The organism is Arthrobacter sp. TS-15, from assembly GCF_006964045.1.
Classification (GTDB): Bacteria; Actinomycetota; Actinomycetes; order Actinomycetales; family Micrococcaceae; genus Arthrobacter.
On sequence record NZ_SDXQ01000021.1, the window covers coordinates 80,140 to 93,396 of the forward strand.

The 13,257-nt window shown below is 62.6% G+C and carries 10 protein-coding genes; 4 read left to right on the top strand and 6 right to left on the bottom strand.

The window, feature by feature from the left end; genetic code table 11:
* The first annotated feature begins 25 nt into the window (after positions 1–25).
* Positions 26–604 carry an adenylate kinase gene (locus EU811_RS08055; protein ID WP_142937964.1) on the top strand — a complete coding sequence of 193 codons (579 nt, stop codon included), beginning with the start codon at positions 26–28 and terminating at the stop codon, positions 602–604.
* 10 nt (positions 605–614) lie between these two features.
* Here EU811_RS08055 and EU811_RS08060 read toward each other — a convergent pair whose 3' ends face one another.
* The 4 genes from EU811_RS08060 to EU811_RS08075 all read right to left on the bottom strand — a co-directional run bounded on the left by EU811_RS08060 (position 615) and on the right by EU811_RS08075 (position 5,916).
* Positions 615–1,358 carry a glycosyltransferase gene (locus EU811_RS08060; RefSeq protein ID WP_142937965.1) on the bottom strand — a complete coding sequence of 248 codons (744 nt, stop codon included), beginning with the start codon at positions 1,356–1,358 and terminating at the stop codon, positions 615–617.
* Between the two features lie 2 nt (positions 1,359–1,360).
* Positions 1,361–2,719: a bifunctional PIG-L family deacetylase/class I SAM-dependent methyltransferase gene (locus EU811_RS08065; protein ID WP_142937966.1), complete on the bottom strand. Its 1,359-nt coding sequence runs from the start codon at positions 2,717–2,719 to the stop codon at positions 1,361–1,363.
* On the bottom strand, positions 2,713–3,798 hold the full coding sequence (locus EU811_RS08070) for an acyl-CoA dehydrogenase family protein (protein WP_142937967.1): 1,086 nt from the start codon (positions 3,796–3,798) through the stop codon (positions 2,713–2,715). The genes EU811_RS08065 and EU811_RS08070 overlap by 7 nt, the downstream gene beginning before the upstream one ends.
* 105 nt (positions 3,799–3,903) lie before the next feature.
* A complete protein-coding gene (locus tag EU811_RS08075) occupies positions 3,904–5,916 on the bottom strand; it encodes an FG-GAP-like repeat-containing protein (protein WP_142937968.1) in 2,013 nt (670 codons plus the stop codon).
* 431 nt (positions 5,917–6,347) lie between these two features.
* Here EU811_RS08075 and EU811_RS08080 point away from each other — a divergent pair, with 431 nt between their 5' ends.
* Both EU811_RS08080 and EU811_RS08085 read left to right on the top strand, forming a co-directional pair.
* On the top strand, positions 6,348–8,627 hold the full coding sequence (locus EU811_RS08080; RefSeq protein WP_142937969.1) for a SulP family inorganic anion transporter: 2,280 nt from the start codon (positions 6,348–6,350) through the stop codon (positions 8,625–8,627).
* Positions 8,628–8,829: 202 nt separating this feature from the next.
* Positions 8,830–9,426, top strand: a complete 597-nt coding sequence (locus tag EU811_RS08085) for a DnaJ family domain-containing protein (protein ID WP_142937970.1) — start codon at positions 8,830–8,832, stop codon at positions 9,424–9,426.
* A gap of 70 nt (positions 9,427–9,496) precedes the next feature.
* Here EU811_RS08085 and EU811_RS08090 read toward each other — a convergent pair whose 3' ends face one another.
* Both EU811_RS08090 and EU811_RS08095 read right to left on the bottom strand, forming a co-directional pair.
* Positions 9,497–10,822 carry an ammonium transporter gene (locus tag EU811_RS08090; RefSeq protein WP_142937971.1) on the bottom strand — a complete coding sequence of 442 codons (1,326 nt, stop codon included), beginning with the start codon at positions 10,820–10,822 and terminating at the stop codon, positions 9,497–9,499.
* Between the two features lie 140 nt (positions 10,823–10,962).
* On the bottom strand, positions 10,963–12,189 hold the full coding sequence (locus tag EU811_RS08095) for an MFS transporter (protein ID WP_142938009.1): 1,227 nt from the start codon (positions 12,187–12,189) through the stop codon (positions 10,963–10,965).
* Between the two features lie 166 nt (positions 12,190–12,355).
* Here EU811_RS08095 and EU811_RS08100 point away from each other — a divergent pair, with 166 nt between their 5' ends.
* Positions 12,356–13,087: a glutamine amidotransferase gene (locus EU811_RS08100; protein ID WP_142937972.1), complete on the top strand. Its 732-nt coding sequence runs from the start codon at positions 12,356–12,358 to the stop codon at positions 13,085–13,087.
* The last annotated feature ends 170 nt before the right edge of the window (positions 13,088–13,257 follow it).

Below are 13,257 nucleotides of genomic sequence, written 5' to 3' on the forward strand. Positions count from 1 at the left end.
TTGCCTCTCGAAACGGACCAGTGTCATGGCGCGATTGATCATCATGGGTCCTCCCGGTTCCGGTAAAGGTACGCAGGCAGAGCACATTGCCCGGCATTTTGGGATCCCCGCCATTTCCACTGGTGAGCTGTTCCGTGACCACGTCCGCGACAAAACGGAATTGGGGGCAGAAGCCAGCGGCTATATGGATCGCGGGGAGTTTGTGCCGGATCACGTCACCACGGCCATGCTGAGGGCGCGGCTTGATGAAGAGGACGCGGCGGCCGGGTTCCTGTTGGACGGCTACCCACGGACGGTCATCCAGATCGGCGCCCTGGACGAGATCCTGGCCGACCGTCAGCAAACCCTTGAAGTAGTTCTCGAGTTGACCGCATCAGACGACGAATTGCTTTCCCGGATGCTCCGCAGGGCGCAGGAACAGGGACGCGCCGACGATACCGAACCCGTGATTCAGCGGCGGCTTGAGCTGTATCGGGACCAAACGCAGCCAGTGCTGGCGGCGTACTCGAACCGGGGGATTCTGCTCAGCGTTGACGGAACGGGCGAACGCCGAACGATCACGAAGGCTGCGATTGCCGCGTTGGAGGGGGCGTTGGCGGTTTAGCCGCTGGCTATCAGCCGCTGGCGGGAGTCGGAAGCTCGGCTGCGAGGGAGCGTAGATACGCGGCGAACCCTTCCGGCGCGCGGGAATGTGTCCGCCCAGAGGTTACAACGCGGATGGTGTCCGTGGCTGACACTGCGAAACCTCGGTGACGGAGCCGTTCCACCAGAACACGGTCCTCGTGAGAGCGCAGCCCGGGGAAGCCTCCCGCACTGATATAGGCCGAGGCCCGGATTCCCAAGTTGGCGCCGTAGATGTGCTGGTGGTCCTCCCGGAACGGATGGAGTTCCATCCAACGACGATGGATGGCCGGGTCCATGTCCGCCGGGTCGGGTTCCACGGACCCAAGGAGGGCGTCCGCTCCGGCGTTGGCCAATTCCACTTGCCCCGTCAGCCAGTGCCGGGGAACAACGGAATCGGCGTCCGTGGTGGCCAGCCAGATACCGGCGGTGTCATTAGCTCGCAGGCTTTCCAAGGCAGCGCGGAAGCCAAAGCCCCGGCTCGCGCCCGTGCTGCGCAGGTTCACGTTGACCACGCTGAAGCGGTTGTCGCCGGAGGTGTGCGCCGCGGCAATCTCCGCAGAGCGGTCGGTGCAGTGATCCAGGACCACCACCATCCTGGCCTCCACGCCTGGGCAATCACGGTTGAGTGCGTCCGCGGCGGCCTTTAGTGCCACCAGTGCCTTCCCGATGTGTTGGTCCTCGTTGTGGGCGGGCATGACCACTGCCACGCTCTTGATCTCCAAAGGCCCGGTCATGGTTATGGCGTCCTCTCAGGTGCCAGAAGGATCTCCAACATGAAGTCTTTCTCACGGTAGAGGCCGTGCGTGGGCCAGCCGAGTTTCTTACGAGCCATGGCATGGACCGCTTCGGCGTCCAGTTGCCAGCCCGAAATCGGGTGCCGCCAATGGCACAACACCAAGGTCCCGCAGGGCCGCGTGGACGCTTCAATCCGCGCCAGGAGTTCCGTGAGTTCATCCGGCGAAAGGTAGTAGCCCGTCTCGGACAGCACCACAAGATCGAAAGTGCCCTCGGGCCACTCGCCGGGCATGGTCAGGTGCCGGGTCTCTGCCGAGGGGAACCGTGAGAGCCGCTTAGCTGCCTGAGCAAGGGCTGCGCTGCTGGCGTCCACTCCAAGGAACTGTTGGCAGCGCTGGGCGAGTTCCTCGCTGAGAGTGCCAATGGAGCAACCCAGTTCCAGCCCGGATTCATATGATTCCTCCGGCAGCGCGGCCAAGGTCAGTGACCGTTTGCGCCGTTCGTACCAGCTGGTGGTGTAACTCCAGGGATCTTCCTCCCTGGAGTGGACCTCGTCGAAGATCCGCTCGGCGTCCGCGGCACTGTTGCTCCCGGCCGTGGAAGGATGCCAAGCGAAGGCCTCCCATGGCCTTCTGAAGTGTTCAAGGAACGTATCTGAAAGGAGCGTCTCATCTCCGGGTTGATCGGACAGCGGCTTCGTTTGGGAGAGGTGGGCACCCATTGCCCGTTGTTTGGCGCGCTGATCCTGATCCGCTAACGGCACCCGCACCCACGAGTTCCATGTGGAGTCATCCGGACCAGCCCACAACCAGTACCAGATGGGATACTCCAGCAGGCCATGGCCGCCCTGTGCCGCGACTTCCGCGGCGATGCTGCCAAGGGTGTCATGGTCGGTGTGCCCGTCATGGCGATAGGGGGCAATAATCGTGACGCTGTCTGCCGGCCTTCCCGCAACCGCTGCCCGAAGAGAGTCCGCGATCCTCTCCGTGCTGGCCGCGAGCTGCCCATCGGCAAGTTCCAGGAACCGCCACGTGGCGCTGGGATTCAGCCCGGACACTGCCGAGTCGAACTCCGTGAGCCTGACAGCGGCAAGCTGTTCCGGCGTCGTGGTTTGCGAGTCAGGATGCGAAGCTTCGCCGGCGGTGCACAGCAGAACCTCCACTGCAGCTCCGGCTTCATGAAGTTTGGCAAGGAAACCGCCTGCACCCAGTGTTTCGTCGTCCGGGTGGGCCGCGAGAACTACGAACGTCATGTCAGCCAGTTCGTCTGCGCTCAGGGGCAGTTCGGGCAAGGCAGCAACCCCGCTGGCAGCCCATTCCGACTCCGACGTGCCGGTGTCTGTGTGCGAGAAAGCTACCAACTGCGGTCCCCTTTCAGAGCCAGGGCGCCCAACTGGGCGTCGTCCCGCATGGCGTGATGCTGCCTGATGTACAGCGACAGGTCCGCCATGCGCTTGCCATAAGCTTCGTCGAAAGCCAGCGGGCCGGGGCCCAGGTTCTGCGTCACCAAGGTTTGGACACGCTCGACGGCGGTGGCAACAGTTCCGCGGATACGGAGGGCTTCGGGCCAGGGGCTTGGTCCGTCGGGATCTGAGCCTTCCAAATCACCGGCGTCGATTCGTTCCGCTGCCTGGGCGAGGTGGCTCGTGGTGGTGGCAAGGATACGGTCGATCTCGCCCAGGGAAGCCAGCGCAATCTGGTCCGGTTCGCGGCCGTTGGCTGCGGCCTTGGTCAACGCATCCGTGTAGTCTCGCGCTACCGCGACGGCTCCGCCTAACCAACACGCAGCCACACCCATGCCGCCCCAAGCGAAACCCGGGCGCTGGAAATACCAGTTTCCGTGGTTGACGGGCCGTGCTTCCACTTGGTCAAAGTGGACTGTTCCGCTGGGGATTTCCTGCAGGCCGCGACTGGTCCACGCAGGTGTCTCCGCTGTCACGCCTTGGTGCTTTAAGTCAACGGCGAAGGCCGCTCTGGTGTTGTCTTCCGTGTGGGCGGTGATGACGGCGCCGTCCAGCTGCGCGGCCAGTGAGCACCACGGCTTGGATCCGTTGAGGACGTAGCTGCCGTTTGCGGTTCGCTTGGCCTCGAGCTTTGTTCCGGGGCCTTCCGCTGCGAAGACTCCCCATGTTCCTTCGTGTTCGCCGTCAGCCCCGGCTTCGACTCCGGCCTGGGCGAGGATCGCGAGAGCGTCGAGGTGCGGTTCGAGGACTCGTCCGGCCGCGACGTCCACGGCTGTCACGGAGGCCAACAGTTCCCATAGCTTGGCGGTGTTTCCTTCTCCGGGCTTTGGGGCGGTCCGGCCGATGTCCTCGGCCAGGGTCAGCAAAGTCGGCACGTCGCCCACTGCTGCCCGCACTTTTTCGAGCACAGGCTCCAAGGCTTGCAGCTGCGCAGGTTCGGAACTGATGCGGACGGGCTGGGCTTCGGAATAGCTCATGATGCCAAGCCTAAACTAAGGAACCTTAGGTTATGTGTGCGGAAAGCAAACGGACGACGGCGGGAGGTTCCCGCCGTCGTCCGCTTTGCTTTGTTTCGTGGTGCGCTAGATGATCAGGTTCATGGCGTTCCAGCCGGAGCCGACCAGGCCGCGGGGGAGCCAGCCTCCCTGGCCGTTGCTGGGGTAGAGCCAGAGGGCTCCGCCTGCGTCACGGGCCAGGAGGTCCACGTTGCCGTCGCCGTTGAAGTCGCCGGGGCCGATGATTGATGTCATGGCGTTCCAGCCGTTGCCTACGGTGGTGGGGCCGGTGAAGTACGAATGCACTCCCCACTCATACCGTGTCTGGTGACCTCTGTATTCCTGCAATGCTCCGGGGCCGTCAGTAGCCAGAAGATCGGGAACGCCGTCCTTGGTGAAATCGCCGGGCCCCATCATCGCAGTCAATACCTGCCACCCGTTCCCCATCCGGCTCGGCGGAAGCCAGCCACCTTTTCCGTTCCCTCGATAGAGCCAGAGGTAGCTGTCCGCGTCCCTGGCTACCAAGTCGGCACTTCCGTCAAGGTCGAGGTCTCCGACTGCTGTGACAGCGCTCATCGAATTCCATCCCTGTCCCACTTGGACTCGAGCAAACCAACCGCCTCCGCCGTTGCCTGGGTAAAGCCAGAGTGCGCCGCCGCCATCACGCGCCAGAACGTCGGCATTGCCGTCCCCATTGAAGTCTCCGGGGGCAACCATGGACGTCATCACGTTCCAGCCTTGGCCAACCTGAATCCGCGGAAGCCAGCCACCGTTGCCCTGACCGGGGTAAAGCCACAAGTTCCCGTTTCCATCGCGGGAAAGGACATCGGGCTTTCGGTCTCCGTTGAAGTCGTGCCCCACGCTAGCCGCTTTGATCGTGATGGTCAGGAGTGCGCTGATCGCATCTGAACCGTAGCCATTAGTGGACGCGACGCGGAACGTGTAAGTGCCTGGTGTGGTGGGAACGCCGGTTAGCACCCCGCCAGGATTTAGTGATTGCAGAGTGAGGCCGGGCGGTAATGAGCCGCTTGCAACCTTGAACTGGGGTACCAGCGAGCCGCTAGCCGTGATGTAGTGCTGGTACCGGCCCCCGACAGTCCCTGCGTTTGGCGGGTTACCGGAGGTGAAGACCGGCGCAACGTTCTTCCCGTCAATGATCCGGATTTCAGCGGCACCTGAGTCGAGGACATAGATCTTGTTCGTGGCCTCGTTCACGGCCAGGTCAGCCGGATTATTGAAGTCCCTGACATCACCCAGCAGGTTTGCCTGCGAATCAAATACCGTTACACGGTAGTTGTAAAGATCAGATGCATAGACCTTATTGGTGGTTTCGTTGACTGCCATGCTCTGATAATTGGTGTCGTCCACCGGGGTATTAGTAACTTTCAGGGTGGCACCGTCGAGCGCCGTCAGGTACTGGCCGCCTTCATCTGAGGCATAGACCATGTTGGCTTTGCGGTTGATGGCCATGACCCCGGGACGCGCATCTGTTCCAGTTGGAGCAACAGTCACAGCATTGGTTTGTCCATCGAGAACCGCAAATGCCTTGGCGGCCGGGCAGGCAAAGAAAATCTTTTGGGCAGCGCTATTCAAGACCATGGACTGGGCGACACATCCAAGGTCAATGGTGCTGAAAGTGTGGTTAGCTCCGTCGAGAACCGCAGTCTTCTTACCGACCCAATCCGTGACAAAGATCCGGTTCGCTGTCTCATCAACGGCCATTGATTCAACAGCCAAGGGCGAAGGCAAAAGAGTAGCTGTCCGAGTGGACCCGTCGATAACTGAGAGTCCTGCGCCCCTGTGGCTAACGTAGATCTTGTTGGTTGTGCTGTTGACGGCGAGAACCGATGGGCGTGCCGCGAGAGCGATGGTCGTCGTCACTTCAGATGCGCCGTCGATTACTGTGACCACTTTGCTGCCAGCATGGGAGACGTAAATCTTGTTGGTAATTTCATTGACGGCAATTTCCTCGGGAAATTCGGTAACGGCGATCGATTTCGAGGTCATGGTGTTTCCATCAACGACCATCACCGACTTGGCGGTGTAGTTCGTTACGTAGATCTTGTTGGTCTTGGCATTCAACACTTCGTCTATAGGCATGCTGCCTTTGAACTTTTGGTCAGTCAGAATGTCAGCCTGCGCCGACCCGGCTCCCACTCCGACCAGGATGCTCGCCGCCGTGAGCAGCACAAGAAGCCCGGCAGCAAGACGCCTCCCCGCGGCACCGACAAAAGACCTGGATATACCCCGAGCAGCCAAGGCTCAACCCCCAATAAATTCGATGAGCGACTATCGCTTCAACCAGCGAAGTTTACAGCCGCCCACGCATTGAATGTGATCCGGGTCCCAATGTTTCATCCAGCGGCCAAAGCTTCGGACCCCCAACGCGCTCAACCCCCGCCAAAGTTCCCATTGGTCCCAACATGAAGCGCATCTTCACAGCTTTTGTCACGCTTGTCACATCTTGTTGTCATTAACGGTGACAAGTTCCGTAGCTTGGAAAGGTCAGCAGTCCAGAGCTAGGAGTTCCCATGCCGCAGTCCAACGAATCCGCCACCGTTCCCGCCGACTCACACAGCCCGCCAGGCCCCAAGGCCCGTAAGACCAGCCTCCTGAGCAACCTGGGAGCAGACCTACCCGCATCGCTCGTCGTCTTCCTCGTAGCACTCCCGCTTTCCCTCGGCATCGCCGCCGCCTCAGGTGCTCCGATCATGGCGGGCCTCATTGCCGCAGCCGTCGGCGGCATTGTTGCAGGCAGCCTGGGCGGCTCCCCACTGCAGGTGAGCGGCCCAGCCGCCGGTCTGACCGTCGTCGTTGCCGGTCTGGTAGACGAGTTCGGCTGGCAGGTGACATGCGCAATCACCGCTGCTGCCGGCGTCGTGCAGCTCCTCATGGGTGTCAGCCGCATCGGGCGTGCTGCGCTGGCAGTCTCGCCGGTGGTAGTCAAGGCGATGCTCGCGGGCATCGGCATCACCATCATCCTGCAGCAACTCCACGTACTTCTTGGCGGTCAGGCCGCTGGATCTGCCATCGAAAACCTCACAGCGCTCCCCGCAGCCATCACCAACGTCGAGCTGCACTCGGCGTTGCTGGGCGTGGCCGTCGTCGCGATTCTGCTGACGTGGAAGTTCCTCCCCGCCGCAGTCCGGAAGATCCCCGGGCCGCTTGCCGCCGTCGTCGCCGTGACGGCGCTGTCAGTTGCGGTTGCGCCAAGCGTGGAGCGCATCAGCTTCAGCGGCTCCATCTTCGACGCCATCGCCCTCCCAAGCCTGCCCGACGGAAACTGGCGAGCCGCGGCCATGGCCGTCATCACGGTGGCACTGATCGCCAGCATTGAGTCGCTCCTGTCAGCCGTCGCCGTAGACAAAATGGGCGGCTCGCGCACCAACCTCAACCGGGAACTCGTGGGCCAAGGCTCCGCGAACGTCGTTTCCGGCATGCTCGGCGGGCTGCCCGTCACCGGTGTGATTGTCCGTAGTGCCACCAACGTAGAAGCCGGAGCGAAGAGCCGTACCTCCGCAATCCTGCACGGCGTGTGGGTTCTGGTGTTTTCGGCCCTCTTCGCCGGACTCATCCAACTGATTCCGTTGTCCGTGCTCGCCGGGCTCCTGCTGGTGATCGGCGCCAAGCTCATCAAAGTCGCGGACATCCGCACCAGCCTCCGCACGGGAGACCTCCTCGTCTACAGCGTCACCCTGGTCTGCGTGGTGGCCCTCAACCTCCTTGAAGGCGTCATTATCGGCCTCGCACTGGCCGCCCTCTGCGTCCTGTGGCGCGTGCTCCGGGCACAGATCCATGCGCACGCTCCCTCTGCAGAAGCACTGCCGTGGCGCGTGACCATCGCCGGCTCCTGCAGCTTCTTCGCGCTGCCCCGGCTCAACCGCGTCCTCCATTCCGTGCCAGAAGGCCAGGATGTGGTGGTGGAACTCAACGCCGACTACCTTGACCACGCCTTCCGCGAAGCACTGGTCGCTTGGCAGAAGCAGCAGCGCAACACCGGCGCCTCCGTGATCCTCGAAGAGCACGGAACCACTGCATTCAGCGACGCCGCGGACAACACCCCGCAGCGCCAAGACCCGCGCGAATTCCCGCTGCCGCCCCGTACGTCCTGGTTGCCTGCCGGTGTCACCCCAGCTCACGACGACGGCGGGCGGCTGCCGCTGCGGTCAATCCTCCTGGGCATCGATAAGTATCACCGGCGGCACGCAGACAAGGTCCGGCCCCTGGTTCAGGACCTCACCGAAGGGCAGAATCCGGACACGCTCTTTGTTGCCTGTGTGGACTCCAGAGTCAATCCCAACCTGATCACCAGCAGCGGGCCCGGCGACCTCCTCACACTCCGGAACATTGGCAACGTGGTGTGCAATGACGGCAGCGATGCTTCGATCGACTCTGCCCTGTCCTTCGCCGTCAAGGGCTTGTCCGTGGACTCGATTGTGGTCTGTGGGCACTCCAACTGCGGTGCGATGAAAGCTGTCATTGCCGATGCTGAGGGGGCTGCGCCGGCCATGGGCAAAGGCTTTGATACGTGGCTGGAGCACGCCCGGCCGAGCTACTCTGCCCTGATGACCGGCCACCCTGTAGCGATTGCTGCAGCGGCTGAGGGTTACAGCCGGCTGGACCAATTGAGCATGGTGAACGTGGCCCTCCAACTCCGGAAGCTGGAAGAACACCCGGTCACCGGGCCTGCCTTGGCGTCCGGTCAACTTGAGGCCACTGGCTTGTTCTACGACATTTGCACGGCCCGGGTTGTCCTGGTGACGCCGGAGGGCATCGAGCAACTGGACCCGAGCATGGCGGTTCGCGCGTAGCTCCACGTGCCCCAGACTGGCCCCATCCACCCACTTTGGGAGGACAACAGCCCCGACACTCCGCTTCGGCGGCGTGTCGGGGCTGTTTCAGTTTTAATGTGGGTGGTGGAGGCCCGGGCCACCCACAGCGTGCGCAATACTGGACTCAGAGACCACGATTTCCGGCAGGCGAGGGCTGCCGTGTGAGGAGGTGGCGGGGAACGTGAATGCCGAGAACAACGCCTTCAGACGGAAGCTCGAGCGGGGCGCGGAACTGCGGGCAGTACGGTCTTGGGGCGGGAATGCCGAGGAAGACGCAGAGCTTGAGGCCGCGGATGCCGAAGAACGCGAGAAACGCCGCAAGGTGGATGACGCTGCACGGGTTGAATACCTCATCCGCGATGCCATGAACCAGGGCAAGTTCGACAACCTGAAGTACGCCGGCAAACCAATCCCCGGTTTGGGGGAGCACTACGACCCCGACTGGTGGGTCAAGGGGCTCATCCAGCGTGAACGGCTCAGCGGCATCGGGCCGCCCGCCATCTTACTGCGGATTGAGGACTCGGAACTCGACGCCAAGGTGGACCTGCAATACACCGAGAAACAAGTCCGGGATCTGCTGGAGGACTTCAACAAACGCGTGGTGGAGGCGCGGCGGCAATTACAAGGCGGCCCGCCAGTGATCACTAAGCTCCGCGACGTGGAGGCTGAAATTGTAAGGTGGCGGGAGCGCAGGGCCGCAGCAGCCCCACCCGAGCCGGAGCCTGACCCGCCCGGCAAACGAACGTGGTGGCAGCGACTCTGGAACGGCCCCGGGTGAGGGGCACACAACGGCAGCCGACGGCGAAACCTGAGTTCCGCCGTCGGCTGCTGTTCTGTGTGTGAGGACTTTAAGCGAAGCTGTCTTCCTTGGCCTCCGGGGCAGCTGGAGCCGGTTTCCGGGCGATCAGGGCTGAGAGGTGAGCTTGCTGCTGGCGGAAGTGGCCGTGGGCGGTGAGGCCAAACTCGTACGCGGACTCTGCGTGCTGGGTGAGGTCCACGCCGGTGACTTCGTGCTCCAGGGGAACCCGGAATCCGATGGTCTTGTGGATGATCCGGCCGATCACCAGTGTGCCCAAACCGGACAGGACGATGGTGATCAGTACGGCAACTGTTTGGGCAATCAGCTGCTGCGGGCCGCCGCCGTAGAAGAGGCCGCCGGCCGTGCCCTCGGTGGGGAACGCGATGAAGCCCAGGGAGAGGGTGCCGATGACGCCCGCACCGAAGTGCACGCCCACCACGTCCAGGGAGTCGTCGAACCCGAACTTGTACTTCAGGTCCACGAACACGGCGCAGGCGGCGCCGGCAACCAGGCCAAGGCCCAGTGCGGCAAGCGGACTGATGTTGGCGCAGGAAGGCGTGATGGCCACCAGGCCGGCCACGACGCCGGACGCCGCACCCAGCGATGTCGGGTGACCGTGACGGACTTTTTCTACAATGAGCCAGCTGAGCATTGCTGCTGCCGGTGTGACCAGGGTGTTGATCCAGATGAGGCCGGCTTGCTCGGCGGTGGTTGCTGCGCCGCCGTTGAATCCGAACCAGCCGAACCAGAGAATGGCCGCGCCGATCATGATGAACGGCACGTTGTGCGGGCGGTGGTTGGGGTCTTTGGCGAATCCGTGTCGCTTTCCCACGATCAATGCGAGGACGAAAGCGGCGGTTCCGGAGCTGACCTCAACCACTGCGCCACCGGCGAAGTCGATGACTTGGCCGAAGATTTGCGTCACGGCACCGCCGGCGCTCATGAGGCCGCCGCCCCAGATCATGTAGGCCAGCGGGCAGTAGACCACGGTGATCCAGATCGGTACGAACAGTGCCCAGGCTCCGAACTTGGCGCGGTCGGCAATTGCTCCGCTGATCAGGGCCACTGTGATGATGGCGAACGTGGCAGCGAAGCCTGCCTTGATGAGATCGGGCGAGCCGATCAGATCCTGCAGGCCGAAGTGTGCGAAGGGGTTGCCGAACAGGCCGAGGAAGCCGTCGCCAGTGGTCATCGAGTATCCCCACAGAACCCACACCACGCCGACGATGCCCGCAGAGATGAAGCTCATCATGATCATGTTGAGCGCTGCCTTGGCGCGGGTCATGCCACCGTAAAAAAGGCCGAGGCCGGGGGTCATGAACAGCACCATTGCCGCCGACAACATCATCCAGACGTGTTGCGCAGAGATCTCCACCTGCGTTCCCTTCTCGTTGAGTCCAACCCCCCGATCAATATTCGGTGAGCTATGTTTCCGACTCAGAAGAGCTAAGTTGCAGCTAAGTTACAGAAATACCCCGTTCGTGAAGATCACGTCACTGGCATGTTTCGGAAATGTTAACGGCGCTTCTCCCGGGGTCCGGCGGGGTAGCCTCCGCGACGGCTGGCGATGATGATCACCAAGGCGATAGCCGTGGGCAGGGCCGCGGCCAGAGGCACCAACTGTGCCCCCACCGAGGTGAGGGCGAAGGCGCCATAGACAGCCCCAACGGCGATACCCAGCTGAATGGTCACCACGGTGAGGCCGTTGGCAGCATCCTTGTGCTCACCACCGGCACGGAGAATCGCGGCCTGATTATAGATACCCACGGCGCCGAAAGCGATGCCCCAGAGCGTCATCAACCCGAACGCGCCCACCCAGGTGCCGCCCAGCGCGGGAAGCAGGGCGAACGCCAGCGTCAAGAGTACGACGGCGGCAATCACCGAGGTGCGCGGGCGGGAGTCAGCGGTCATGCCGGCAATCCAGATGCCCACCAAGCTGGCAATTCCCACCACGGACAGCGAGATGCTGGTGGCGGACTCCGGCAGTCCTGATGCGAGGAGGAAGGGCGCAACGTAGGTGAACAGCGTGAAATGGGCCAGCAACAAGAGTGGCCATGCGATGGCGATTGCGACCACGCCGGGCAGCTTCATGGCCGCCCGGAGGGAAGGGGTTTTCTGGCTGGCTTGGTCGTGGGCGCCGGGGAGGAGCCAGAAAGCCAATACGGCCAGCAGGACGCCCACCCCGGCCAACACCAGGAACGAGGCACGCCACGTCATAAGTGAACCCATGAGCGTTCCGATGGGAGCACCCACGGCCAGCGCGATGCTGTTGCCGCTGAACACCACAGCCATGGCCTTGCCTACTGAATGGGCGGGCACAATGCGGGCAACATACGGGGCCATGCTTGACCACAACATGCCGTGGGCTATGCCGCCAAGGAGCCTCGCTCCGATAGCCCAACCCAGTGTCGGGCTGAAGGCCAGGAGGACGTTACTGAGGGCAAACGCCAGCACGGTGGCTATCAGCAGCGTCTTGCGGGGAAACCGTCCAGCGAGGAACCGGGATAGAGGCAGGGCAGTAAAGACGATGATCGCTGCGTACACGGCAGTCAGAGAACCCACGGCCGATTCGTCCACTCCCAGATCACGGCTGATTTGGGGGAGCAGACCCGACGGCAGGAGCTCGGTAGTGACAGCAGTGAAACCAGCAGCCGCCAAGACCAACAGCCCGCCCCACGGGATCTTCTTCGGTTGCTGCGTTGCAGCACGCGACGCCTCGGCTGATGGCGTTCCGACGACCACGGGGTCCTGCTTCAAAGATTGCTCCTCTGGAATGAATAAAGGGTTAGTTCATAGGGGTCCCTACAACGTTATGCAGCCACGGCGATGCGAGGGAGTCTCTGTCAGAAACCCCCTCCGGTTAGCAACACACTTTGTCCGTCAGTCATTCCTCGCGCAGACTGGGCCTGTGAAGCCCTTTCTCTTGCTGGCCACCCGAGCCGAAGACGCCGCAGCCGATGACGAGTACCAGGCCTACCTCCGGTACTGTGGCCTGAAACCGGAAGAACTGGTCCGCATTCGGCTGGAATCCGGGCCTTTGCCGGCCCTTGAACTGTCCGACTATTCCGGTGTGATCGTCGGCGGCAGCCCGTACACCTCCAGCGATCCTGTGGAGGAGAAGAGCGCAGACCAGATCCGGGTTGAGGCCGAACTTTCATCGTTACTGGACCGAATCGTGGCCGATGACTTCCCGTTCCTGGGTGCCTGCTACGGCGTTGGTACCTTGGGCGTGCACCAGGGCGCTGTGATTGATCGTCGGTTCGGGGAGCCCGTTGGAGCCACGGAGATCACTTTAACGGCGGAGGGAGAACGCGATCCCATACTTCACGGAGTCTCCCGCTCTTTTGAGGCGTTCGTTGGGCACAAGGAAGCGTGCAGCAAACTCCCTGCACACGCCGTGCTGTTAGCTAGTTCAGCTGCCTGCCCGGTGCACATGTTCCGGATCAAGAACAACCTTTACGCCACGCAGTTCCACCCCGAACTCGACGCCGACGGGCTGATCACGCGCATCGACATCTACAAGAACGCTGGCTACTTCCCGCCTCACACGGCCGACGAGCTCATCCAGTCGGCGCGCCAATCATCCGTGACGGAGCCGATGCGGGTGCTCAGGAACTTCGCGGAGCGCTACGCCCGCTAGCCCGTGCGTTGTGGGGCCTGCTTTGCGCCCTTCGCGCACGAAGTTGGGCGCAGAGTGGGCCTGGCAACGTGGGGGTGTTTGTTGTGGGGCCTGCTTTGCGCCCTTCGCGCACGAAATAGGGCGCAGAGTGGGCCTGGCAACGTGGGGGGTGTTTGTTGTGGGGCCTGCTT